Source organism: Mesorhizobium sp. M0106 (assembly GCF_040322715.1).
GTDB lineage: Bacteria > Pseudomonadota > Alphaproteobacteria > Rhizobiales > Rhizobiaceae > Mesorhizobium.
Window position 1 is genome coordinate 40,932 of record NZ_JAMYUA010000003.1, and the last position, 22,401, is coordinate 63,332.

Annotated in this window: 20 protein-coding genes; 14 read left to right on the forward strand and 6 right to left on the reverse strand. The window is 62.2% G+C overall.

The window, feature by feature from the left end; genetic code table 11:
* Positions 1 to 40 precede the first annotated feature (40 nt).
* The 5 genes from NKJ55_RS03710 to gltX all read left to right on the forward strand — a co-directional run bounded on the left by NKJ55_RS03710 (position 41) and on the right by gltX (position 6,641).
* Entirely contained in the window at positions 41 to 754 is a 714-nt protein-coding gene (locus NKJ55_RS03710; protein ID WP_352448715.1) for a DNA-3-methyladenine glycosylase I, read from the forward strand.
* Positions 755 to 819: 65 nt separating this feature from the next.
* On the forward strand, positions 820 to 2,502 hold the full coding sequence (locus NKJ55_RS03715; protein WP_352448716.1) for an NAD+ synthase: 1,683 nt from the start codon (positions 820 to 822) through the stop codon (positions 2,500 to 2,502).
* A gap of 27 nt (positions 2,503 to 2,529) precedes the next feature.
* The gene (locus NKJ55_RS03720; protein ID WP_352448717.1) at positions 2,530 to 2,943 is read left to right on the forward strand and encodes a GNAT family N-acetyltransferase; all 414 of its coding nucleotides are present in this window, start codon (positions 2,530 to 2,532) and stop codon (positions 2,941 to 2,943) included.
* A gap of 389 nt (positions 2,944 to 3,332) precedes the next feature.
* Positions 3,333 to 5,138, forward strand: a complete 1,806-nt coding sequence (locus NKJ55_RS03725; protein WP_352448718.1) for an ABC transporter ATP-binding protein — start codon at positions 3,333 to 3,335, stop codon at positions 5,136 to 5,138.
* A gap of 129 nt (positions 5,139 to 5,267) precedes the next feature.
* On the forward strand, positions 5,268 to 6,641 hold the full coding sequence (gene gltX, locus NKJ55_RS03730; protein ID WP_352448719.1) for a glutamate--tRNA ligase: 1,374 nt from the start codon (positions 5,268 to 5,270) through the stop codon (positions 6,639 to 6,641).
* Here gltX and NKJ55_RS03735 read toward each other — a convergent pair.
* Entirely contained in the window at positions 6,559 to 7,770 is a 1,212-nt protein-coding gene (locus NKJ55_RS03735) for a DUF2865 domain-containing protein (protein ID WP_352448720.1), read from the reverse strand. The genes gltX and NKJ55_RS03735 overlap by 83 nt on opposite strands.
* Before the next feature lie 27 nt (positions 7,771 to 7,797).
* Entirely contained in the window at positions 7,798 to 8,013 is a 216-nt protein-coding gene (locus tag NKJ55_RS03740; protein ID WP_352448721.1) for a hypothetical protein, read from the reverse strand.
* Between the two features lie 23 nt (positions 8,014 to 8,036).
* Between NKJ55_RS03740 and NKJ55_RS03745 the strand changes: the two genes are divergently transcribed.
* The gene (locus NKJ55_RS03745) at positions 8,037 to 8,657 is read left to right on the forward strand and encodes a DUF1287 domain-containing protein (protein ID WP_352448722.1); all 621 of its coding nucleotides are present in this window, start codon (positions 8,037 to 8,039) and stop codon (positions 8,655 to 8,657) included.
* A 12-nt stretch (positions 8,658 to 8,669) separates the two neighbouring features.
* Here NKJ55_RS03745 and NKJ55_RS03750 read toward each other — a convergent pair whose 3' ends face one another.
* On the reverse strand, positions 8,670 to 10,994 hold the full coding sequence (locus NKJ55_RS03750; protein ID WP_352448723.1) for an NADP-dependent malic enzyme: 2,325 nt from the start codon (positions 10,992 to 10,994) through the stop codon (positions 8,670 to 8,672).
* A 398-nt stretch (positions 10,995 to 11,392) separates the two neighbouring features.
* Here NKJ55_RS03750 and NKJ55_RS03755 point away from each other — a divergent pair, with 398 nt between their 5' ends.
* Together NKJ55_RS03755 and NKJ55_RS03760 are read left to right on the forward strand one after the other, a co-directional pair.
* Positions 11,393 to 12,793: a selenium-binding protein SBP56-related protein gene (locus tag NKJ55_RS03755; protein ID WP_352448724.1), complete on the forward strand. Its 1,401-nt coding sequence runs from the start codon at positions 11,393 to 11,395 to the stop codon at positions 12,791 to 12,793.
* A 24-nt stretch (positions 12,794 to 12,817) separates the two neighbouring features.
* Positions 12,818 to 13,483, forward strand: coding sequence for a hypothetical protein (locus tag NKJ55_RS03760; protein ID WP_352448725.1), 666 nt, complete (start codon positions 12,818 to 12,820; stop codon positions 13,481 to 13,483).
* 141 nt (positions 13,484 to 13,624) lie between these two features.
* Here NKJ55_RS03760 and NKJ55_RS03765 read toward each other — a convergent pair whose 3' ends face one another.
* A complete protein-coding gene (locus NKJ55_RS03765; protein ID WP_352448726.1) occupies positions 13,625 to 14,404 on the reverse strand; it encodes an SDR family oxidoreductase in 780 nt (259 codons plus the stop codon).
* A gap of 119 nt (positions 14,405 to 14,523) precedes the next feature.
* On the opposite strand from NKJ55_RS03765, the gene NKJ55_RS03770 reads away from it, so the two are divergent.
* Together NKJ55_RS03770 and NKJ55_RS03775 are read left to right on the forward strand one after the other, a co-directional pair.
* Positions 14,524 to 15,345: a UDP-2,3-diacylglucosamine diphosphatase gene (locus tag NKJ55_RS03770; RefSeq protein ID WP_502904450.1), complete on the forward strand. Its 822-nt coding sequence runs from the start codon at positions 14,524 to 14,526 to the stop codon at positions 15,343 to 15,345.
* Positions 15,346 to 15,472: 127 nt separating this feature from the next.
* Entirely contained in the window at positions 15,473 to 16,690 is a 1,218-nt protein-coding gene (locus NKJ55_RS03775; protein WP_352448727.1) for an MFS transporter, read from the forward strand.
* Here NKJ55_RS03775 and dgcA read toward each other — a convergent pair.
* Entirely contained in the window at positions 16,661 to 17,644 is a 984-nt protein-coding gene (dgcA, locus tag NKJ55_RS03780) for an N-acetyl-D-Glu racemase DgcA (protein WP_352448728.1), read from the reverse strand. The genes NKJ55_RS03775 and dgcA overlap by 30 nt on opposite strands.
* Positions 17,645 to 17,722: 78 nt before the next feature.
* On the opposite strand from dgcA, the gene NKJ55_RS03785 reads away from it, so the two are divergent.
* Genes NKJ55_RS03785 through NKJ55_RS03800 form a run of 4 tightly spaced genes read left to right on the forward strand, consistent with a single transcriptional unit; the run spans position 17,723 to position 21,805 of the window.
* Positions 17,723 to 18,907 (forward strand): ABC transporter permease, encoded by a 1,185-nt coding sequence (locus NKJ55_RS03785; protein ID WP_352448729.1) that lies wholly within the window; start codon positions 17,723 to 17,725, stop codon positions 18,905 to 18,907.
* Between the two features lies 1 nt (position 18,908).
* Positions 18,909 to 19,727, forward strand: a complete 819-nt coding sequence (locus tag NKJ55_RS03790) for an ABC transporter ATP-binding protein (RefSeq protein ID WP_352448730.1) — start codon at positions 18,909 to 18,911, stop codon at positions 19,725 to 19,727.
* 13 nt (positions 19,728 to 19,740) lie between these two features.
* Entirely contained in the window at positions 19,741 to 21,114 is a 1,374-nt protein-coding gene (locus NKJ55_RS03795; RefSeq protein ID WP_352448731.1) for an MlaD family protein, read from the forward strand.
* A gap of 37 nt (positions 21,115 to 21,151) precedes the next feature.
* The gene (locus NKJ55_RS03800; protein WP_051406244.1) at positions 21,152 to 21,805 is read left to right on the forward strand and encodes an ABC-type transport auxiliary lipoprotein family protein; all 654 of its coding nucleotides are present in this window, start codon (positions 21,152 to 21,154) and stop codon (positions 21,803 to 21,805) included.
* 41 nt (positions 21,806 to 21,846) lie between these two features.
* On the opposite strand, the gene NKJ55_RS03805 is transcribed toward NKJ55_RS03800, so the two are convergent.
* Positions 21,847 to 22,302 carry a macro domain-containing protein gene (locus NKJ55_RS03805; protein WP_352448960.1) on the reverse strand — a complete coding sequence of 152 codons (456 nt, stop codon included), beginning with the start codon at positions 22,300 to 22,302 and terminating at the stop codon, positions 21,847 to 21,849.
* Positions 22,303 to 22,401 lie beyond the last annotated feature (99 nt).

A 22,401-nucleotide genomic window follows, 5' to 3' on the forward strand; every position in this document is an offset into this window, starting at 1 on the left:
TACGGGAAGTGGTAGATTGACGCGATGGGATCAGGAAACAATGGTGGATTTTCAGAAAATTCGCGCCCGTGCAGCGAAGCGCAAAGGCGGTGAGGCAGCGCTGACGTCGCTGCTGGGTCCTATGCCCGATAATGCCGCGGTGGCAAAGATTGCGGACGACCGGATCCTGTCGACCATGGCCGAGCGGGTTTTTGCCGCCGGCTTTGTCTGGCGCGTCATCGAGCAGAAATGGCCGGGTTTCGAGGAAGCATTTCTTGGCTTCGAGCCGAAGCGGCTGCTGTTCCAGCCTGACGATTTCTGGCACGATCTCACAGCCGACAAGCGCATCGTCCGCAATCCGCAGAAGATCAAATCCGTACGCGACAACGCAGCCTTCGTCGAGCGCGTGTCGAAGGAGCATGGCAGCTTCGGCAAGTTCCTGGCCAATTGGCCGGCGGATGACCAGGTCGGATTGATGGCCTATCTCGGCAAGCACGGCAGCCGGCTCGGCGGCAATACCGGCCAGTATTTTCTGCGCTGGCTGGAGTGGGACGCCTTCATCGTCTCGGCCGACATGGCGGCAGCGCTGCGCGACGCCGGGCTCGACCTCCCGCGGAGCCCGACATCGAAGAAGGACCTGGGCAAGATCCAAGTGCAGATAAACGCCTGGGCGGCGGAAACCGGGCTGCCGCGCCGGCACATTTCGCGCATTCTGGCAATGTCGATCGGCGAGAACCATCCGCCGGAAGCCTTGCGCGAATATATGGGCGAATAGGATCGACTGTTTGGTCCAAACGAACGCCATTGCCCGACGAATTTTGCCGCGCTAAACCCACGGGCATGACAGACAAGACCGCTCCAGACATATTGCGCATCGCCGTCGCCCAGCTCAATCCGACGGTCGGCGACGTCGCCGGCAATCTTGCCAAGGCACGCGAGGCGAGGGCGGATGCCGCCCGCCAAGGCGCCGACCTCGTGCTGTTTACCGAGCTTTTCCTTGCCGGCTATCCGCCTGAGGATCTGGTGCTGAAGCCCGCCTTCCTGAAGGCCTGCGAGCGGGCGGCGGAGGATTTCGCCGGCGATACCGGCGACGGCGGCCCGGGTTTCGTCATCGGCACGCCGTTGAAGCGCAAGACCGGCACGCACAATTCGATCATCTTTGCCGATGGCGGCAAGATCCTTGCCGAACGCTACAAGCTCGATCTGCCGAATTACGGTGAGTTCGACGAGAAGCGCGTCTTCCAGGCCGGCCCCGAGATCCAGGGGCCGGTCAATTTCCGCGGCGTGCGCGTGGGAGTGCCGATCTGCGAAGATATCTGGGGCGAGGTTGCCGTCTGCGAGACGCTGGCCGAAAGCGGCGCGGAAATCCTGCTGGTCCCGAACGGCTCGCCCTATTACCGCGGCAAGGTCGACGTCCGCCACCAGATCGTCATCCGCCAGGTCATCGAATGCGGACTGCCGATTATCTATGCCAACCAGCTTGGCGGCCAGGACGAGCTGGTTTTCGATGGCGCATCGTTTGCCATAGGTTCTGACAAGACGCTGGCCTTCCAGATGAGCCAGTTCGAGGAGACGGTCAACGTCACCACCTGGAAGCGAAAGAATGACATCTGGGTCTGCTCTGACGGACCGATGTCGAAAATCCCGGAAAAGGAGGAGGCCGACTATCGCGCCTGCATGTTGGGCCTGCGCGATTACGTCAACAAGAACGGCTTCAAGAATGTCGTGCTCGGCCTCTCCGGCGGCATCGATTCGGCGATCTGCGCGGCACTTGCCGTCGATGCGCTCGGCGAGGAACGGCTGCGCGCCGTGATGATGCCTTACCGCTACACTTCGAAGGACTCGCTCAAGGATGCCGAGGACTGCGCCCGCGCGCTCGGCTGCCGCTACGACATCGTGCCGATCTTCGAGCCAGTCGAGGGTTTCCTGCACACGTTGACACAGCTTTTCGAGGGCACCAAGGAAGGCATCACCGAGGAAAACCTGCAGAGCCGGGCCCGCGGCACCATCCTGATGGCGATTTCCAACAAGTTCGGCTCGATGGTGGTCACCACCGGCAACAAAAGCGAGATGTCGGTCGGCTACGCGACGCTCTATGGCGACATGAATGGCGGCTTCAATCCGATCAAGGACCTCTACAAGATGCAGGTCTATGCGCTGTCGCGCTGGCGCAACGCGCATGTGCCGCCGGGTGCGCTCGGTCCGTCCGGCGAGGTGATCCCGAACAACATCATCGACAAGGCGCCCTCGGCGGAACTGCGAGAGAACCAGACGGACCAGGATTCGCTGCCGCCCTATCCGGTGCTCGACGACATATTGGAGTGCCTGATCGAAAACGAGATGGGTGTCGACGACATCGTCGCGCGCGGCCATGACCGGGCGACGGTGACGCGCGTCGAGCACCTGCTTTACGTCGCCGAATACAAGCGCCGGCAGGCGGCGCCCGGCGTGAAGATCACCAGGAAGAACTTTGGCCGCGACCGCCGCTATCCCATTACCAACCGGTTCAGGGATGGCGGGTAGGCGATTGGCCTGTTTAACGGTTTAGCCATGGCCAACCTTGAAATCAGCTTCGACCCGTCGCGGATCGACTTCCGGGCGACGTCCGACATTTTGAAGGAGAGCTATTGGGGCAGTGGCCGCAGCGACGAACTGCACCGCCGCGCCTTCGCCAACTCACTGTGCGTCGGCGCCTATGTCGGCGGCAATCAGGTCGGCTTCGGGCGGGCGATCACCGACCGTACGGTATTTGCCTATCTCGCCGACATAATTGTCTGGCCCGGGTATCGCGGACAAGGCACCGGAACCCGGCTTGTCCAGGCGCTTATCGACCACTCGGACGTCAAGACGGTCACGCATTGGAGCCTGTCGACCAACGACGCCCATGCGGTTTACGAAAAGCTCGGCTTCAGGCCTTCCGCCGACGGCCGCTATATGCGCTTCGACCGTATCCCGGCAACCTGAACAGAGGCAGCGCACAACCCGCGATTGTTGCAAAATCGTCTCACTGCTTGGACCAGATGCGCTTTTGGCTATCTACTGACTTGGCGCGGCGTTGAGGCGTCTCTATAAACGCCTTTCCGCGATCCCCTTGGGGAGGACCGAATGCCAGGATTTGACATCGCTATGCGAGGCCGGGAAGCCTAGGTCTCAATCGGCAAGCCAGAAGGTCCTTACCTTTGCGGCAAAGCCGAGCTGAGAACAGGCGTTCGTCGATGCCGGTCGCCGCCCGTATTCGGGCGAGCCGCCAAATGTGCCGAACCTCCGCATTCCTTGGGTGCTAATTCGCCCGACGCGGTTTTTTTCAATTTCGACCTTTCCGGGATCGGGTTCGTTTGCGCCCGAATGAGATCATGGCTCGTTTTCGAATAGATTTACGCGCGGGCGCCTTTCGCAGCGTTCTTGGCTTCACGCTCAGCCATTGGCGACGTCAGCCGCGGCGGCTTTTGCTGATCATGGGCGCGTTCCTGCTGTCGACCCTGGCCGACGTGCTGACGCCGCTCTATTCCGGCCGGCTGGTCGACGCCGTTGCCAGTAGTGCCACTGCCGACGATGCCGCATGGAATGCGGCGATGGCTGCCTTTTCGATGCTGGCGGCGCTGGCGCTCACCGGTGTCGTGCTGCGCAATCTCGCCTTCATGGCCATTGTCGAGCTGACGTTGAAGATGATGGCGGATATCGCCGCCGACGCCTTCCACCGCGTCCAGTGCTTCTCCACCGACTGGCACGCCAACAGCTTCGCCGGATCGACGGTGCGCAAGATAACGCGCGGCATGTGGGCGCTCGACCTGCTCAACGACACGATCCTGATCGCGCTGCTGCCATCGGTCGTCATGCTCGTCGGCTCGACGCTGCTGCTTGGCTGGTTCTGGCCGCTGATGGGTGCTGTCGTCGCCACCGGTTCGGTTCTGTTCATCGCGGTGACGACGATGCTGTCGCTTGGCTATGTCGCGCCCGCGGCAAGGCTTGCCAATGCGTGGGATACACGGCTCGGCGGCTCGCTGGCCGACGCGGTGAGCTGCAACGCCGTGGTCAAGGGTTTTGGCGCCGAGGAACGCGAGGAGACACGGCTTGCCGAGGTCGTCGCTAAATGGCGCGGCCGCACGCGCCGCACCTGGATGCGCGGCACTGTCAACGGCACCACGCAAGGGACGATGCTGCTGCTTTTGCGGGCAGCGGTCATCGGATTCTCCCTGCTGTTGTGGTCGTGGGGGCAGGCGAGCGCCGGCGACGTCGCCTTCGTGCTGACCTCATTCTTCGTGCTGCAAGGCTATTTGCGCGACATCGGCACGCATATCCGCAATCTGCAGCGCTCGATCAACGACATGGAGGAACTGGTCGACTTCCAGTCCGAACCACTCGGCATTGAGGATCGGCCCGGCGCCAAACCGATCCGGATCACCGATGGCCGTATCACCTTCGACAATGTCATGTTCCATTATGGCAGCCACCGCCTGCCGCTCTATCGCGACTTTTCGGTGGACATCGCGCCGGGCGAGCGGGTTGGGCTGGTTGGCCATTCGGGCTCCGGCAAGACGACATTCGTCAAGCTGATCCAGCGCCTCTATGACGTGACTGCGGGCAATATCCTGATCGACGGCCAGGATATTGCCAATGTGGCGCAGGCGTCGCTGCGCGCACAGATCGCGATTGTCCAGCAGGAGCCGATCCTGTTTCACCGGTCGCTGGCCGAAAACATCGCCTATGCCCGGCCGGCCGCCACGCAGGCCGAGATCGAGCACGCGGCGCGGTTGGCCAGCGCGCATGACTTCATCGCCAATTTGCCGAAAGTGTATGGCACGCTGGTCGGCGAGCGTGGCGTAAAGCTATCGGGTGGTGAGCGTCAGCGCGTTGCAATCGCACGCGCCTTTCTTGCCGATGCGCGCATTCTCATCCTGGATGAGGCAACGTCGAGCCTCGATTCGGAATCGGAGGTGCTGATCCAGCAGGCGATGGAGCGGTTGATGGTCGGCCGCACGACGCTGGTCATTGCCCACCGGCTGTCGACGGTGCGGGCGCTGGACAGGCTTTTGGTGTTCGATCGCGGCCGCATCGTCGAAGAGGGCTCGCATGACCAGCTGATCCGGCTACAAGGCGGCATCTACCGCCGGCTGTTCGAACGCCAGGCGCTTGAGCTGACCAAAGGCATGGTGATCTGATGCGGCGCCGCGCGTCCTGATGGACGCGTGGCGCTGCAGTCTTTTCTTCGCCTTCGTCATGTTCTATGTCTGCCGCCGAGCGCGGGGGCGCGTCTTGTCAACAGCAAAACCATCCGGTACGCCCCGCTCATGACAGTTACCGTCCGTTTCGCCCCGTCACCGACCGGCCGCATCCATATCGGTAATGCGCGCACCGCTTTGTTCAATTGGCTGTTCGCCGTCAAGAACAAAGGCCGCTTCATCCAGCGCTTCGACGACACCGACGTCGCCCGTTCGACGCAGGAGTTTTCCGACGCTATCCTATATGACCTGCATTGGCTGGGCATCTTCCCCGACGCCACGGAGTATCAGTCGCGGCGGGTCGAAATCTATGATGCCGCACTGGAAAGACTGAAGGAGGCGCGCCTCGTCTATGCCTGCTATGAGACACCTGAAGAGCTCGACCTGAGGCGCAAGGTGCGCCGCACGCGTGGCCTGCCGCCAGTCTATGGCCGCGAGGCGCTGACGCTGGCACCCGAGCAGGTCGCGGAATATGAGGCCGATGGCCGGCGGCCGCACTGGCGCTTTCTGCTGCCCAACTTCAGCAGCGATCCGCTGCAGCCGGAGCGCACCGAAATCCACTGGAATGACCTGGTGCGCGGCGAAGAGACCGTCGACCTCGCCTCGCTTTCAGACCCGGTTCTGCGGCGTGAGGACGGCACCTACCTCTATACATTGCCTTCGGTTGTCGACGACATCGACATGGGCGTCAGCCATGTCATTCGCGGCGACGACCACGTCACCAATACCGGCGTCCAGATAGCCCTGTTCCGAGCACTTGGCGCGGAGCCGCCGGTGTTCGGCCACCACAATCTCCTGACAACGGCATCAGGCGAGGGGCTTTCCAAGCGCACCGGCGCGCTGTCCATCCAGAGCCTGCGTGAGAGCGGCATCGAGCCAATGGCGGTCGCTTCGCTGGCGGTGCTCGTCGGTACCTCGGAAAACGTCGTGGCGGTGCCAACGATGGCCGAGCTAGCCGAGCGCTTCGATCCGGCTGCAACATCGAAATCCGCCGCCAAATTCGACCCGGACGAGCTCTTCGTGCTCAACCGCACGCTGCTGCATCACATGCCCTTTTCCGAGGCGCGCGACCGGCTGATCGTGCTCGGCATCTCTGGCGAACAGGCCGAGCCTTTCTGGCTGGCGGTGCGCGGCAATCTCGACAGGCTGGCCGATGCGGCGATCTGGTGGCGTACGCTTCGAGACGGTCCAGAGGAGCCGGCGGAGTTTTCCGACGATGACCGCGACTTTCTTCGCCAGGCGTTCGAACTGCTGCCGGAGGAGCCTTGGAACGGCACCGTCTGGAAAAACTGGACCGGCAAGATCCGAGAGGCGAGCGGCCGTAAGGGCAAGGCGCTGTTCATGCCGCTCAGGCTGGCGCTTACGGGACAGCCTTCGGGTCCGGAGCTTGCAGATCTGTTGCCGCTGCTGGGTCGGGAAGGAACGTTGGCCCGACGACCCTGACCTTGCGCTGTTCTGGCGGGGGCAGGGACGTCGGCGAAGGCACGGGCTTGACGGCAAGGCGTCTGATCGCCTCACGGTCGAGGCCGCCTTGCGCATTGGCCAAGGACTCCGGGTCGGCGCCCGGATCAGGCTTGGCAACCGGCAGCGGCATGAACGGGGTACTCTCTACATTCGACTCAGATTGTTCCCGGGTTGGCGGGTTGCCGGCGATGATCTCGAAATTCTGCGCGGCATTGCAGCCGCAGGCCGGCGGCCGCGGCATGTCGGACTGCTTGTAGAGGTAGGCCGTCGGCAGTTCGATATAAGGCCTGCCGGTCACCGAAGACGTCATGGACGCCGAATCGCCATTCATGCCGCGCGTGTAGAAAACCTGCATTTCGGTGCCGGGGCAGCTCGATTCGCAATTCTTCTGGTCGCGCTCGAAATCGCCCAGTGAGGCGGCATTCGACATCGGGAAGAAATAACCGTCGCAGGTGCGCACGCACATGGTGCGGAATTCGCCTTGGGGCTGGCCCATGTCGGCGTTGTTGAGCATGCTGCGGATGTTGCCCGGCTGGCTTAGCTCTTCGGCCTGGCTGGGCCCTTCAGGCTGGTCGGGCGCGCCCGGTTCACTTGTGTCACTGCCCAAAAGCTGGTCGAGCAGGTTTCGGTGGCCGTTTTCACGGCTGGCTTCGCGGACCGGTGCGGGCGTCGGCGGCGCCGCATCATCGCGGCAGCCATTGGCGTCAAGCAACGTCAATATGCGCGCGCGATCGCGTCGCGAACCACCGCCGGCAAGGTCGGCGCGCTTGGCCTGCAGGGCGTCGAGATTGGCTGCCATGCGATCGATGGTGGCGTCGAGTGCCGCGCATGCGTTGGCGTTGCGGCGAGACAGCGAAAAGCCGCAGCCGGCGCTGCTGGCCTGGCTGACGGCCTTTGAAATCTGCTGGCGTTGCCGGACGATTGCGTCGTCATATTTCCTGAGCAAGGCCGGTTTGCCGCCGCCACCACGAGACGCGGCGGCAAGATCGGCTTCAAGCTGGCGGCAGAGGCGCGGAGCGGCCTGCGCCTGAGTGACGGCAATGTCGCACAGTAGCAGGGCACCGAGCAGCGCGGCGGCACGCGTCAGCTTCCAACATGCGCCCGTCATCCCTCCGAAACTCCGCCTGCCTGTCGTTCAGAAAGCTACCGCGCTTGCGGTTAACCGTTTGTTTAGCATACCGCCGATTCCGGCTTCAGCCCAAATCGGCGATGGCTTGCGCCAGTGCGCGGCTTCGATCACGACGGTGCTGTCATATCGACCACGCCACACGACATATTCGGACAGAGCCAGAACCGCGACATCCTGGCGTTGCACGAAAAAAGGCGTATTCGCCCAGAAGAATGCCTGCATCCAGCAATGCCCGGAGGCTTGGCATGACCGCGATTACCCGTCGAGCCGCACTGCAATTTGGTCTTTTGTGCCTGGCGATGCCGGTTGCCATGGCGCAGCAAAAGCCCATCACGCCGGATTGGGGCACCAAATTGGTCGAAGCCGCCCGTGAGCAGATCGGCGTCACCACACTCTACGATCCGACCTATACACGCCTGGCCTATCCGGGCGGGGACGTTGAGCCCGAGCGGGGTGTGTGCACGGATGTCGTGATCCGTGCCTATCGCCGCGCCTTCGATGTCGATCTGCAAGAGCTGGTGCATGAGGATATGCGGGCCAATTTTGCCGCCTATCCGAAGGCTTGGGGCTTGAAGGCGCCCGACCGCAACATCGACCACCGCCGTGTGCCTAACCTTGCGGTCTATTTCGAGCGGCGCGGTGCTGCCTTGCCCGTCAGCCAAGACCCGGCCGACTATCGGCCAGGGGATCTCATCGCCCAGATGCTGCCCGGCAATCTGTCGCATATTGCCATCGTGTCGTCCAATCGCTCCACTTTGGTACCGACAAGAAGACTGGTCATTCACAATATCGGCGGCGGCGCCAGGGAAGAGGACACTTTGTTTGCCTTCAGGCAGACAGGGCATTTCCGGTTCAAGCCAGTCTGAGAAGGTCCTTGGCTAGCCCAGTTCGACGACGGCCTGCGCCTTATGCGCGGCTTCGACCACGGCCAGGGCGGTCATGTTGACGACGCCGCGCGACGTCACCGACGGCGTCAATATGTGCGCCGGGCTGTCGGTGCCGAGCAGGATCGGGCCGACATGCAGCGCGTCCATCATCGTGCGCAGTGCCGTCAGCGTGATGTTCGCCGAATCGAGATTGGGAAACACCAGCAGATTGGCTTCGCCTTTCAGCCGCGAATGCGGATAGACGCGTTGGCGCAGCTGTTCCGACAGTGCCGAGTCGGCATGCATCTCGCCGTCGCATTGCAGGTCGGGCGCGATGCGCGCCAGGATTGCCGCTGCCTGCCGCATCTTCATGGCGCTTGGCGAATCGCGGGAGCCGAAATCCGAATGCGAAAGCAGGGCTGCCTTGGGCTCGATGCCGAAACGCTGAATCTCCTCGGCCGCCAGAACGGTCATTTCCGCAATCTCCTCGGCGGTCGGGTCGACCGAGACATGGGTATCGGTGAGGAAAATGATGCCTCGCTGCGAGATCAGCATCGAAAGCGTCGACAGGTCGCGATCCCTAATGCCGGCGCGCGGTCCGATGATCAGCGTGACGTTGCGCAAATGGCGCTCGAAACGGCCTTCGAGGCCGCAGACCATGGCGTCGGCATCGCCGCGTTTCAGGGCAAGGGCGGCGATCACCGTATTGTCGGTGCGCACCATGGTGCGCGCCGCTTCCGTCGTCACGCCACGCCGGCCGGCAAGCTCGATCAAGAGATCGACGTAGTGACGGTAACGCGGATCGTCTTCCGGGTTGATCAAGCCGAAATCGACGCCCGGCTTGATGCGCAGCCCGTAGCGCTTCAGCCGCACCTCGATGACATGCGGGCGGCCGATCAGGATCGGTTCGGCAATGCCTTCCTCGAGCACGACCTGCGCGGCGCGAAGCACGCGCTCGTCCTCGCCGTCGGCATAGATGACGCGCTTGGCGCTCGACGTCTTGGCCATCGAGAATACCGGCTTCATGACCAGGCCGGAGCGGAAGACGAAGCGGTTCAGCTTGTCGATATAGGCGGCGAAATCGGTGATCGGCCGGGTCGCGACGCCGGTCTCGCAGGCTGCCTTGGCGACGGCAGGGGCAATGCGCAGGATCAGCCGCGGATCGAAAGGCGAGGGGATCAGGAACTCAGGACCGAAGATCGGCGTCTCGCCGGAATAGGCGCGGGCGGCGACATCGGACGGCTCTTCGCGGGCAAGGGCTGCGATCGCCCGCACCGCAGCCATCTTCATCTCCTCGTTTATGGCGCTGGCTCCGCAGTCCAGCGCGCCACGGAAGATATAAGGAAAACAGAGTACGTTATTGACTTGATTGGGGAAATCGGAGCGGCCCGTGCAGATCATCGCGTCGGGCCGTGCTGCACGTGCCGCTTCCGGCATGATCTCGGGATTGGGGTTGGCCAGCGCCAGGATGAGCGGCTTGGGCGCCATGTGGTGCAGCAATTCCGGTTTCAGCACGCCGGCGGCAGACAGGCCGAGAAACACGTCGGCGCCGGGCAGAACGTCGGCCAGCGTGCGCGCTTCGGTGTCCTTCACATAAGGGTCTTTCCAGCGGTCCATCTCCTCGACGCGGCCCTTATGGGCGACGCCGAACCGGTCGGTGACCCAGATGTTTTCGACCCGCGCGCCGAGCGAGACCAGAAGGTTGAGGCACGCAAGCGCCGCAGCGCCGGCGCCTGACGTGACGATCTTGATGTCCGAGATGGACTTGCCGGCGAATTCCAGCCCGTTGAGCACGGCGGCGGCGACGATGATGGCGGTGCCGTGCTGGTCGTCATGGAAGACCGGTATGCCCATGCGCGCTTTCAACTGCTCCTCGACCTCGAAGCATTCAGGCGCCTTGATGTCTTCCAGGTTGATGCCGCCGAAGGTTGGTTCCAGCGCCGAGATCGTCTCGACCATGCGCTCGATGCCCGGTGCGTCGATCTCGATGTCGAAGACATCGATGCCGGCGAACTTCTTGAACAGCACCGCCTTGCCTTCCATCACCGGCTTGGAGGCGAGCGGGCCGATATTGCCGAGGCCCAACACCGCCGAACCGTTGGAGACGACGCCGACCAGATTGGCGCGCGCCGTATAGTCGGCCGCGGTTGCCGGATTGTCGCGGATCTCCAGACAGGGCGCCGCCACGCCGGGCGAATAGGCGAGCGCCAGGTCGCGCTGGTTGCCGAGGGGCTTCGTTGCCTGGATTTCGAGCTTTCCGGGCCTCGGGTGCTTGTGGAAGTAGAGGGCGGCTTCGTCGAGGTCGGATCGGGCCGCCTTCTTGCTTTCGCCTGTCATGACGGCCGCCTCCTCAGTTCAGTCCGTTTGATGTTTTGAGTCTCTTAGCATGCAGCCGAGCCTTTTCGAGGGGTGATATGTCGCAAGCGCGAGCTTACGGCTTGCACCCCCGCCCTCCTGTGCGGTCTGCCATTGAGATGTTGGGGCGATAGGCGGGGTGCTGCGGCGAGGTACGCCGCCCAGTTCGAATGTCTGGTGGCGCTCGTCACTCACAGAGGCCTCGCGGCGAAACAAGTCGACATTGCAGTTCTCCAAAATCCGTGAGATTCTTCGAAAAGTCGCACGAAATAGCGTGCGAACAACAAGCGCCCCGACGTTTTCGGCGGACATCCAAACGCGTCACAGATCGTGCCCCTGATTGTCGGTCGGACTGCTTAACCTGCCAAGGGAGGACGACAATGACTGTACGGCCAGACCCGACTTTCCACGCGACTGCCAAGCTCGCAATGCAGGCGCCAGTCGAAAATTTTGCCTACACTTTGATGTTGAGTCCCGACTTCTCTCAGCCAGATGGACTAGCCATAGTTGACGTAAACCCGAAGTCGAAGGACTACGGCAAGGTCGTCCATAGCGTGATAATGCCGAACAAAGGCGACGAGTTTCACCATTTCGGCTGGAACGCGTGCTCGTCGGCCCTTTCGCCGCTGAATGGTCACCCGTTTCTCGAGCGCCGCTTTCTGATCATTCCCGGTATTCGATCTTCGCGCATTTACGTCATAGACACCAAGGGCGGACCGACCAAGGCCAAGATCCACAAGGTCATCGAGCCAGAAGAGGTGTTTGCCAAGACGGGCTATTCCAGGCCTCATACGATTCACTGCGGTCCGGAAGGTATTTATGTCTCGACGCTTGGGGGCGGTGGCCCTGACGGCACCGACGGACCTCCCGGCATCTTTGTCATGGATTGCCAGACGTTCGACGTCATCGGGCGCTACGAGATCGATCGCGGGCCGCAGGACAAGCAATATGATTTCTGGTGGAACCTGCCACGCGACTACATGGTGTCGAGCGAGTGGGCCCTTCCGCCCCAGTTCGAGCAGGGCATCGTGCCTGAAGACCTCCTGTCGAACAAATATGGACACCGGGTGCATTTCTGGAATTTGCGCGAACGTAGGAACGTGCAGACCATCGATCTGGGCGCCAACCACCAGATGGCGCTGGAAGTCCGCCCCGCCCATGACCCGGTCAAGGAATACGGTTTCCTTGGAGTGGTCGTCGACACGACAAACCTCGAGGGATCGATCTGGACCTGGTGGCGCGAGGGCGGCAAATTCCATTGCGAAAAGACGGCGACCATCCCGCCCGAGGCAGCCGCCAAGGATGACCTGCCGCCGTTGCTTCAGGGCTTCGAGGCGGTGCCGCCGCTAGTAACCGACATCGACCTGTCGCTCGATGACCGATTCCTCTACGTATCCTGCTGGGGCACCGGCGAGATGCGCCAATACGATGTGACCGATCCGATGAAGCCTAAGCTTGCAGGGTCCATCCATATTGGCGGCATCACGCGCAAGACCAAGCATCCCGGCGGCGGCGACTACAGGGGCGGACCGCAGATGGTCGAGATCAGCCGCGACGGCAAACGCGTTTACTGGACCAACTCCCTGTATTCGACTTGGGACGACCAGTTCTATCGCGATGGTATTCCGGCAGCCATGGTCAAGGCCAATGTCGGCGAGAACGGTGGGATCACCCTGGACAAGAACTTTTATGTCGAATTCCCCGAGGGGTATCGCTCCCACCAGATTCGTCTGGAAGGCGGCGATTGCTCGACGGATTCGTTCTGCTATCCGTCGGTGTAACCGACTGCCCGGGTCAATGAAGCGATGAGCGAGTGGACGACGGCCGGTCTCTGGCTGGCCGTCGTCGCCAGCGGTATTTATCACGGTATCAATCCTGGCATGGGCTGGCCGTTGGCCGTTTCGACCGGACTTTTGGACAGACGTGCCGGCGAATTGTTCCGGGCGCTCGGCCTTTTGGCAATGGGCCACTTTGTGGCGATGATCGGTATCCTGCTGCCCTTCGGCGCGATGCTGACGCTCATCGTCTGGGAACGACAGATTCGCATCGCGGCGGGATTGATTGTGATCGCAGCCGGGATCTATCTCCTGATCAACCGGCGCCACCCGCGTGTTCTTGCCCGTATCCCGCCGGCACAACTGGCCTTGTGGTCCTTCGCGGCCGCCACCGCGCATGGCGCCGGGCTGATGCTGGTGCCGATTTATCTCGGCCTGTGCCAGGCAGGCGATCTCGATGTTGGACACCAGGCGGCTATCACGCTCATGGCAGGTAATCTGATCACCGCCACCGCCGTCTCCGTAGTCCATACGGCCGCGATGATTGTAAGCGGCGGTGTTATCGCCATTGCCGTCTATCGATGGCTCGGACCCAAGTTCATCTCACAAAGCTGGTTCAATCTCGACACTGTGTGGGCCGTGAGCCTGATCCTGGTGGGGGGAATTGGGATCGCGAGTATCGGATTCGCTCGGTAGGTTGCATGCATTGGCAAAGGAATTCTCCCTTCTCCGGATGTCAGGAAAGATCAGATCGCATCATGCGGCGCTCGCAACCCAACAACCGCAAAGGGTCGTTCTTCCGCCGTCCAGAGGGTAACCAAGCCTTGGATTCTGCCACTAAAACGCGCTGACGTAGAGGCCGCCGTCGACCGGTATGTTCTGCCCGGTCAGGTAACCGGCATGAACCGAGCACAGGAAGGCGCAGATCTGGCCGAATTCCTCCGGTGTACCGAGCCGTTTGGCCGGAACGTTGGCTGCTGCTTGCGCTTTGCGCGCGGCGGCGGCGGCCGGATCTTCGGGCGTGCCGGCCTCGTGCGGGCCGCGCAGCCGGTCGGTATCGAGTTTTCCCGGCAGCATGTTGTTGATCGTCACATTGCGGTCGATCACCGTGCGCGCGACGCCGGCGAGGAACGAAGTGAGGCCGGCGCGGGCGCCGGACGACAGGTCGAGGCCGGGGATAGGCACATAGACCGACAGCGAGGTGATGTTGACGATGCGGCCGAAGCCGCGCGCCGCCATGCCGTCGATCACGGCCTGAACCAGTTCGACAGGGGTCACCATGTTCTGGGTGACGCCCTCGAGGATCTTTTCGCGGTCGAGCGCGCGGAAATCGCGAAACGGCGGACCGCCATTGTTGTTGACGAGGATGTCGGGATCGGGGCAGGCGGCAAGCAGCGCCTTCTGGACATCGGGCTTGGATACGTCGCCGACGATCTCGGTCACCTTGACGCCGAATTTCTCGCGCAGTTCAGCGGCGGTTTTGGCCAGCACGTCGGCGTTGCGGCCATTGACGACCAGATCGCAGCCTGCCTCTGCCAGTGCCATGGCGCAGCCGCGTCCCAAGCCTTTGCTCGAAGCGCAGACGATGGCCTTCTTGCCGCGAATGCCGAGATCCATGGTGATTTTCTCCTCTGATTGCCGCGGCAACCTATCCGGATGGCTGGACCAATCGCAACCGTCATACGGTTGTTGCATGAATCGGGGCATAGCCTCACCGAAAGCAACGGTGACAAATGATGTCCGGCGCAGAGCCCTGCACTTTCCGCAGCATGTTCATCTCCGACGTCCATCTCGGATCGAAGGCGGCGAAGGCCGAGTTCCTGATCGATTTCCTGCGCCATCACGATGCCGATATCATCTATCTCGTCGGCGACATCGTCGACGGCTGGCGCTTGAGACGGAGCTGGCATTGGCCGCAGAGCCACAATGACGTCGTCCAGAAGTTGCTGCGCAAGGCGCGCAAGGGCGCCAGTATCACCTACATCGCCGGAAACCATGACGAGTTCGCGCGCCAGTTCCAGGGCGTTCATTTCGGCGGCATTGTCGTCGCCGACCGCGCCATCCATGAGACCGCCGATGGCAAACGCCTTCTTGTCATCCATGGCGACCAGTTCGACACCGTCGTCCATAATGCGCGCTGGCTGGCCTATCTCGGCGACTACGCCTATGACGCGGCGATGCTGGTAAACCGCGTCATCACGCGCCTGCGCCAGGTGCTCGGCCTGCCTTACTGGTCGTTCTCGTCCTGGGCCAAGGTCAAGGTCAAGAAGGCGGTGAATTTCATCGGCTCGTTCCAGACCGTGCTGACCGAGGAGGCGCGCCGCTCGCATGTTGACGGCGTGATCTGCGGGCACATCCACCATGCCGCGATCGAAAGCTATGAGGACGTGCAATACATCAACACCGGCGATTGGGTGGAGAGCTGCACGGCGGTGGTCGAGCATTTTGACGGCCGGATGGAGATCCTGCACTGGGCGCATGTCCTGCCTGAGACGCCGGTCGGCAGCGAAGTGCTCGTGCCGATCGACATCAAGGGCAGGGCAGTCCAGGCGGCTTGACCAAATCCGGCCGCATCTCGCTTCAATCGGTTAGTCCAGCGGTTTCATCGACTTTTTCGCCGTGTTAAGCAGCGGCAGGTGTGGCGGGCCGACCCGGCTGAATGCCGTGCCGACGGATCGCCTGTCAATGTCCTCGCTGCCGCCGCTTTCGCCCGAACAGCTCGTCAAGCCACGCCATTTCGAACTGCGCATGAGCTTGATCTTCTTTACGCTCTTCGTTCCGCTCGGAACGCATGTGCCCTATTTCCCGCTGTGGCTGCAGGCAAAAGGGTTCCACGCCGAGCAGATAGCCGTGATGCTCGCCGCGCCGATGTTCCTGCGCGTAGCGACGACGCCTTTTCTTACTGCGCTGGCAGACAAAGCGAGCGACCGCGCCAATGTCTATGTTGCGCTGGTCGCCGCATCGCTGATCCTGTCCGCCGGCTACCTCCTGCCGCCGACCTACGCAACGGTACTTGCCGTGTCGTTGGCCCTGACGGTCGTCTGGACGCCGCATTCGCCGATTGCCGATTCGCTCGCCCTTTCAGGTGTTCGCCGCTTCGGCTCGAATTACGCAAGCATGCGCAAATGGGGCTCGATCTCCTATCTCTGCGCCAATCTCGCCGGCGGTTTCATCCTGTCGGCGAGCGGTGCCCAGGCTGTCCCGGTGATCATCTTCGCGGCGCTGTTTGCCGCGCTAGCCGCCGGACTGATTGCGCCGCGCCTCGGCCGTCCACGCCGCGCCTCGCCGCTTTCGGCCGCCGATATCCAGCAATCGGCACCGAAACTCCTCAACCGGTACTTCCTCTATTTTTCGACAGGCGTCGGCGTCATCACCGCCAGCCACGCATTTCTCTACGGTTTCGTGTCGATCTACTGGAAGTCGATCGGCATCAGCGATTCGGTTGTCGGGCTTCTGTGGGGGTGGGGCGTCGTCGCCGAGATATGCATGTTCGTCGTTTTCACCCGCGCTTTCGCCTCCTTCTCGGTCGTCTCGATCATGCTGATTGCCGGGATTGGCGCAATCGTGCGCTGGTTCGCCTTTCCGCTGATCTGGCCGCTTGGGCTTGGCGTTGGCGGGTTTTTCGCGATCCAGACGCTGCACGCGGTTTCGGTGGCGCTGGTGCTGATCGGCCTGCAAAAGATGATCGGTGAGACGGTCGCGGAAGAACGCACCGGGGCGGCGCAAGGCATCGCCTACTTCTCCAATGGCTTCTTCATGGCGGCGGCGACGCTGATTTCCGGTCCTCTTTACGACCGCTTCGGCGCGAATGGCTTCTTTGCGATGATCCCGATCGCTCTGACGGGCCTGGCTCTGATCGGGCTTGCCGCGCGTTCAGCCCCACAGCGCCCGCTCGGGCGGTGACACCAGCGAACCTTGGTAGACGAGACCGGGAACGCGGTCGCTGGCCAGCAGCAGCGGACCGTCGAGATCGACGAAATCGGCATCCTGCGCCAACAGCACGGCCGGCGCCATCGCAAGCGATGTGCCGACCATACAGCCGACCATGACACCAAGACCCAGTTCCCGGGCGCGGTCGCGAAGCACGAGTGCAGCGGTCAGGCCACCCGATTTGTCGAGCTTGATGTTGACGGCGTCGTAAAGGCCGACAAGCGCTTCAAGGTCCTTCGCCTCGTGCACGCTTTCGTCGGCACAGATCGGTACCGGATGTGCGATGTGGCGAAGAATACCGTCATGTCCCGCCGGCAGCGGCTGTTCGATCAAGGCGATACCGTGCTCGGCGGCAAAGGCGAGGTTTGCGACGATATTGTCGTCATTCCAACCCTCATTGGCGTCGAGAATGATTCGGCTGTCGGGTGCTGCCGCCGTCACTGCACGGATGCGCGCGATGTCGTTGTCGCCGCCGATCTTGACCTTGAGTAGCGGGCGCTGGGCGTTAGCGCGGGCCTGCGCCGCCATCGCCTCCGGCTCGGCGAGCGACAATGTATACGCCGTCTCAAGCGGTCGTAACGGAACGGTTCGTATCGTATGCGCCACGGGTGTTCCGCTGATCTTCGCTTCCAGGTCCCAGAGCGCGCAGTCGATGGCACTGCGTGCCGCGCCGGCAGGCATGGCATCGAGCAGGGCGATGCGGCTGATGCCGCGCGCGATCTCGCTGCGCATCGCCTCGATCGCGTCGCGCACACCCTCCATGGTTTCGCCATAGCGCTTGTAAGGGATGCATTCGCCGCGTCCTGTACGGCCGTTTTCGGCAATGGCACAGGAAATCACCTCCGCTTCCGTCTTCGAGCCGCGCGAAATGGTAAAGGTCCCGGCTATCGGAAAGCGCTCGGCCTCGACCGAAATGACACGCGCCATATTTTTCTGCTCCGGCTGTGCAACAAGGAGGATATCGGCAAATCGACAGGTCGGCCCCGTCAGGCTAAACAGGACGCCATGTTGACCATCCGCAAACGCGACGCAAGCGGCCCTGCCAAGGAGCCCGACCACCAGCCGCGCATCGCGATCGGCGAGGAGGGCGGCGTTCTCGGCTGCGCTTTCTCGGGAACCTGGACGACACGTACTGTTGCCCTGGTCGATGCCGAGATGCGTAAGATCGAGAAGCGCGGCGGCTTCAAGACGCTGGCGCTCGACCTTTCACAAATCGAGAAGATGGACACTGCCGGGGCGTGGCTGATCGACCGCCTGGTCAGCAGCTTCGAAAAAAAGGGCGTCGAGATCACGATGCAGGGGCAGAGCGAGATCGCCTCGATCCTGCTTGGCGCCGTCGGGGACGCCGTTCGTCGCGAGCCCGAATCAGGTCCAGCAAAGCCGCCCAACTTCATGATTCGCGGGCTCGAGGCGGTTGGCCGGCGCGTTTATGAGATGCGCGACGATTTCCTGGCCGCAATGAATATCCTCGGCGCCACGATACGCGGCTCTCAGATGAAGCTTGGCCGCGGCCATGCCGTCAACATGGCGGCGATCTTCAACCAGATCGATCGCATGGGTGTCGGCGCCATACCGGTAGTCGTGCTGATGTCGGCCATCGTCGGTGCGATCGTCGCCCAGCAAGGCGCTTATCAGCTCAGCTATTTCGGCGCCGACATCTTCGTCGTCGACCTGGTCGGGGTGCTGATCCTGCGCGAGCTCGGCGTGCTGATGACGGCGATCATGATCGCCGGCCGCTCCGGCAGTGCGATCACCGCCGAGATCGGCTCGATGAAGATGCGCGAGGAGGTCGATGCGCTGAAGGTGATCGGTCTTAATCCAATCGGCGTGCTGGTGTTTCCGCGGCTGGTCGCGCTGGTCGTCGCGCTGCCTTGCCTGACGATCATCGCCAACTTTGCCGCGCTGGGCGGCGGCATTTTGGCTGCATGGCTCTACTCCGATATTGCACCGGCAGCGTTCATCGACCGGCTGCGTGTCGCAATCGACCTCAGCACCATCTTTGCCGGCCTGATCAAGGCGCCGTTCATGGCCATGATCATCGGCATAATTGCCTCGGTCGAGGGCATGAAGGTTGGCGGCAGCGCCGAATCGCTTGGCCAGCATGTGACCGCCTCCGTGGTGAAGTCGATCTTCGTGGTCATTATCCTCGACGGGCTTTTCGCCATGTTCTATGCAGCGATCGAGTTCTGAGATGGCGCTGCCGGGCACAAACACGACCAAGGTGGCGGCGAAAGCCAAAGAAGACGAGATCGTGCTGTCGGCGCACGACGTCACGGTGTCGTTCGCCGATCAGGTCGTTCTCGACAAACTGTCGCTCGATATCTGGCGCGGGGAGATTCTCGGCTTCGTCGGTGCCTCCGGTGCCGGCAAATCTGTTCTCTTGCGCACCATCCTTGGCTTGACGCGCAAGCAATCGGGAACAATCAAACTGTTCGGCGTCGACGTCGAGAAGGCAACCGAAAGGGAGCGCCTTCGCATCGACATGCGGCTTGGCGTGCTGTTCCAGCATGGCGCCCTTTTTTCGGCGCTGACGGTCCTCGAAAACGTTCAGGTGCCTATGCGCGAATATCTCGATTTGCCGAAGAAGCTGATGGACGAACTTGCCATGCTCAAGGTCGAGCTGGTCGGACTGCCTCCGGAAGCGGCGCAGAAATTCCCCTCCGAGCTCTCCGGCGGCATGATCAAGCGTGCTGCGCTGGCGCGCGCCCTGGCACTCGACCCGGACATCGTTTTTCTCGACGAACCGACGTCCGGGCTCGATCCGATCAGCGCGGCTGAGTTCGACGAATTGGTCGTCAAGCTGCGCGATACGATGGATTTGACCGTGTATATGGTCACGCACGATCTCGACACGCTGTTTACGGCGTGCGACCGCGTGGCGGTGCTTGGCAAAAAGAAAGTGCTGGTCGAGGGCACGATCGACGACATGCTCAGGAGCGAGGAACCCTGGGTAAAATCCTATTTCCGCGGAAAACGCGCCCGGCAACTTGATCTTGCGGCGCGCGCATAGCCATAAGTGAGCAATGGAAACCAGGGCCAACTACGTCATTGTCGGCATTTTCACGCTGGCCGCGATCCTCGCGGCTTTCGCTTTCGTCTATTGGACGGCCGCGATCGGCGACAGGGGTGAGACGGCGATGCTGCGCGTGCGCATCCCGGGCTCGGCTTCCGGCCTTGGCCGCGGCAGCTTCGTGCTGTTCAACGGCGTCAGGGTCGGTGAGGTCAAGCGCGTCTATATCGACGTCAACAATCCGACCGCCGCCATCGCCGACACCGAGATCGGCCGGAATACGCCGATCACCAAGTCGACGCAGGCCGATATCGGGATCGTCAGCCTCGCCGGCCAGGCCAGTATCGAATTGAAGGGCGCCGACCCCAAGGAAGTGAACCTTCTCGACCAGGCGGAAGCGGAGGGCAAGGTCGCCGAGATCGTCGCCAATCCGTCGGCGGTCACCAACCTTTTGCAAACGGCGCAGAACATCTTCACCCGCGCCGACAAGGTCCTTTCGGAGCTCGAAGGCTTCACCAAGGATGTTCGCGGGCCGCTGACGCAAACCGTCAACAATGTCCAGACCTTCTCCGATGCACTGGCCAGGAATGCGGACGGCGTCGACAAGTTCCTGGCCAGCGTCAGCTCGCTGGCGGACGAACTGAAGGGTGTTTCGGGCAAGCTCGACGGCACCCTGAAGGCGGCGGAAGGGCTACTCAACGCCGTCGACAAGGACCAGATCAAGAGCATCGTCGCCAATGTCGACACAGTCACTTCCAACCTGAAGGAAACCAGCAAGCAGTTCGACACGGTCATCAAGAACGTGGACACCGCGGTCGGCTCGATCAACGACTTCGCCCAGAAGACGCAAGGCACGCTGGCCAAGGTCGACGGCGTTCTCGACGGCATCGATCCGGCTGAGGTTCGCACCGCGCTGGCCAATATCCAGAAGGCCAGCGAAAACGCCAACGAGGCTGCCGCCGACATCGCCAAGGTGACCAACAAGTTCGCAAACCGAGCCGACGACATCGATGAAACCATCAAAGACGCGCACCAGCTCGCAGGACGCCTCAACGATGCCTCGGTGCGAGTCGACGGTATCCTTGCCAAGGTCGACAAACTGCTCGGCTCCGGTCAGGCCGACGGCGTCATGGCCGATGCGAGGGCGACGCTCAAATCGTTCAAGCAGGTCGCCGACACGCTGAACGCCCGCCTCGGCACCATCACCGACAATCTGGCGCGGTTCTCGGGACAGGGGCTGCAAAACGTCGAATCGCTGGTCCAGGACAGCCGTCGTTCGATCAACCGCATCGAAGAGGCGGTGACCGACCTCAGCCGCAATCCACAGCGGATCCTGTCCGGCGGCGAGGGTGAGGTCCGGCAGTTCGACGGCAGGGTGCGCCGTTGACTTCGGCCTGCGCCCACCGCAAGAACATAGCTTGCGGATGCGCGTTGTTTCCACGATCCGGGGGGGATCGCGTTTGAAGTCGATCAGTTCAGGCAGCGTCAGATCGAGTGGGTTCAAGGCCGGAGCGGCACTGCTGGCGCTTTCGCTCGCCGGCTGCGCGGCGCTGGGCGGCAAGCCGGCGCCGCTGGATACGTTCGAGCTTTCGGCGCCGTCGCTGGAAGCGCGTGCCCACAGCCGCCGCCAGATCCTCATCGCCCAGCCATCGGCGCTCAAGGCGCTGGACAGCCAGAACATCGTCATCAAGCCATCGCCGCGATCGATCCAGTATCTCAAGGGCGCGCAATGGGCCGACCGGCTGCCGATGATCGTACAGGCGCGGCTGGCAGAGACGTTCCAGCGCTCGGGCAGCTTCACCGGCGTCGGCAAGCCAGGCGAGGGGCTGGCGATCGACTATCAGGTGATCGTTGAGATCCGCTCGTTTGAGGTGCGTGTCGATGGCGGCGAACATGCCGAGGTCGAGCTGTTCGTGCGCCTATTGAATGACCGCAACGGTGAAGTGCGCGCTTCGAAGACGTTTAGCGCCATCGCGCCCGTTTCGGGCAATGGCAACCAGGCCTATGTCGGCGCGCTCGATGCCGCGTTCGGCGATGCGGCCGGGCAAATCGTCCGCTGGACGGACACCGTGATCTGAACCGGGCTAGCTGCTGTGAGGCGGCTGGAGACCGAAGCAGCTCACGGAGCGTATTCGACAAGCGTATGATCTTCGCCCGCGAGTTCATCGTTGATGATTGAGGCTATGGTTTCCCAATCACCTCCAGCCAGCCCTGCGCCAATTTTCGGGTAGCCGATTCTTTTGCCCGCGAATTTACCTTTGACGGCCTGCATGACTTTTCGAATTGCCTGGTAGTCGGCTTTCACGCCTTTGCCCTGCCAATGGAACTGAGTGTAGCCGTTGACAACATGGAAAATGCGGCTGCCTCGCTTGATTTCGGCAACGGATATGCTTCCCAGCTTGGCTGGGTCACCCTTCAATGTCGCGCAATCCGCAGCATATGCTTCGGGAAAACGCTGCTTTATGGAAAGAGCAATTCCTTTGCCCATCTGGCACTGGCAGTTGCATCCATGCACAATGACATCGAACGTTCCGTCGAGCGCAAGCTGAAGCAGATCACCGCGAATTGTCTGCATTGCCACGAGATACCGGCCTCTGCTCTGGGCGCAAACATCCGACCAAATCAGGAGATTTGCGGACTATCTTTTTCAGTATCGGGTCTAAGCAGAAAGGGC

Coding starts and splice junctions, on each gene's coding strand:
- NKJ55_RS03710 (WP_352448715.1), top strand. CDS start 41: ATGGTGGATTTTCAGAAAATTCGCGCCCGTGCAGCGAAGCGCAAAGGC.
- NKJ55_RS03715 (WP_352448716.1), top strand. CDS start 820: ATGACAGACAAGACCGCTCCAGACATATTGCGCATCGCCGTCGCCCAG.
- NKJ55_RS03720 (WP_352448717.1), top strand. CDS start 2,530: ATGGCCAACCTTGAAATCAGCTTCGACCCGTCGCGGATCGACTTCCGG.
- NKJ55_RS03725 (WP_352448718.1), top strand. CDS start 3,333: ATGGCTCGTTTTCGAATAGATTTACGCGCGGGCGCCTTTCGCAGCGTT.
- gltX (WP_352448719.1), top strand. CDS start 5,268: ATGACAGTTACCGTCCGTTTCGCCCCGTCACCGACCGGCCGCATCCAT.
- NKJ55_RS03735 (WP_352448720.1), bottom strand. CDS start 7,770: ATGACGGGCGCATGTTGGAAGCTGACGCGTGCCGCCGCGCTGCTCGGT.
- NKJ55_RS03740 (WP_352448721.1), bottom strand. CDS start 8,013: ATGCAGGCATTCTTCTGGGCGAATACGCCTTTTTTCGTGCAACGCCAG.
- NKJ55_RS03745 (WP_352448722.1), top strand. CDS start 8,037: ATGACCGCGATTACCCGTCGAGCCGCACTGCAATTTGGTCTTTTGTGC.
- NKJ55_RS03750 (WP_352448723.1), bottom strand. CDS start 10,994: ATGACAGGCGAAAGCAAGAAGGCGGCCCGATCCGACCTCGACGAAGCC.
- NKJ55_RS03755 (WP_352448724.1), top strand. CDS start 11,393: ATGACTGTACGGCCAGACCCGACTTTCCACGCGACTGCCAAGCTCGCA.
- NKJ55_RS03760 (WP_352448725.1), top strand. CDS start 12,818: ATGAGCGAGTGGACGACGGCCGGTCTCTGGCTGGCCGTCGTCGCCAGC.
- NKJ55_RS03765 (WP_352448726.1), bottom strand. CDS start 14,404: ATGGATCTCGGCATTCGCGGCAAGAAGGCCATCGTCTGCGCTTCGAGC.
- NKJ55_RS03770 (WP_502904450.1), top strand. CDS start 14,524: ATGTCCGGCGCAGAGCCCTGCACTTTCCGCAGCATGTTCATCTCCGAC.
- NKJ55_RS03775 (WP_352448727.1), top strand. CDS start 15,473: ATGTCCTCGCTGCCGCCGCTTTCGCCCGAACAGCTCGTCAAGCCACGC.
- dgcA (WP_352448728.1), bottom strand. CDS start 17,644: ATGGCGCGTGTCATTTCGGTCGAGGCCGAGCGCTTTCCGATAGCCGGG.
- NKJ55_RS03785 (WP_352448729.1), top strand. CDS start 17,723: ATGTTGACCATCCGCAAACGCGACGCAAGCGGCCCTGCCAAGGAGCCC.
- NKJ55_RS03790 (WP_352448730.1), top strand. CDS start 18,909: ATGGCGCTGCCGGGCACAAACACGACCAAGGTGGCGGCGAAAGCCAAA.
- NKJ55_RS03795 (WP_352448731.1), top strand. CDS start 19,741: ATGGAAACCAGGGCCAACTACGTCATTGTCGGCATTTTCACGCTGGCC.
- NKJ55_RS03800 (WP_051406244.1), top strand. CDS start 21,152: ATGCGCGTTGTTTCCACGATCCGGGGGGGATCGCGTTTGAAGTCGATC.
- NKJ55_RS03805 (WP_352448960.1), bottom strand. CDS start 22,302: ATGCAGACAATTCGCGGTGATCTGCTTCAGCTTGCGCTCGACGGAACG.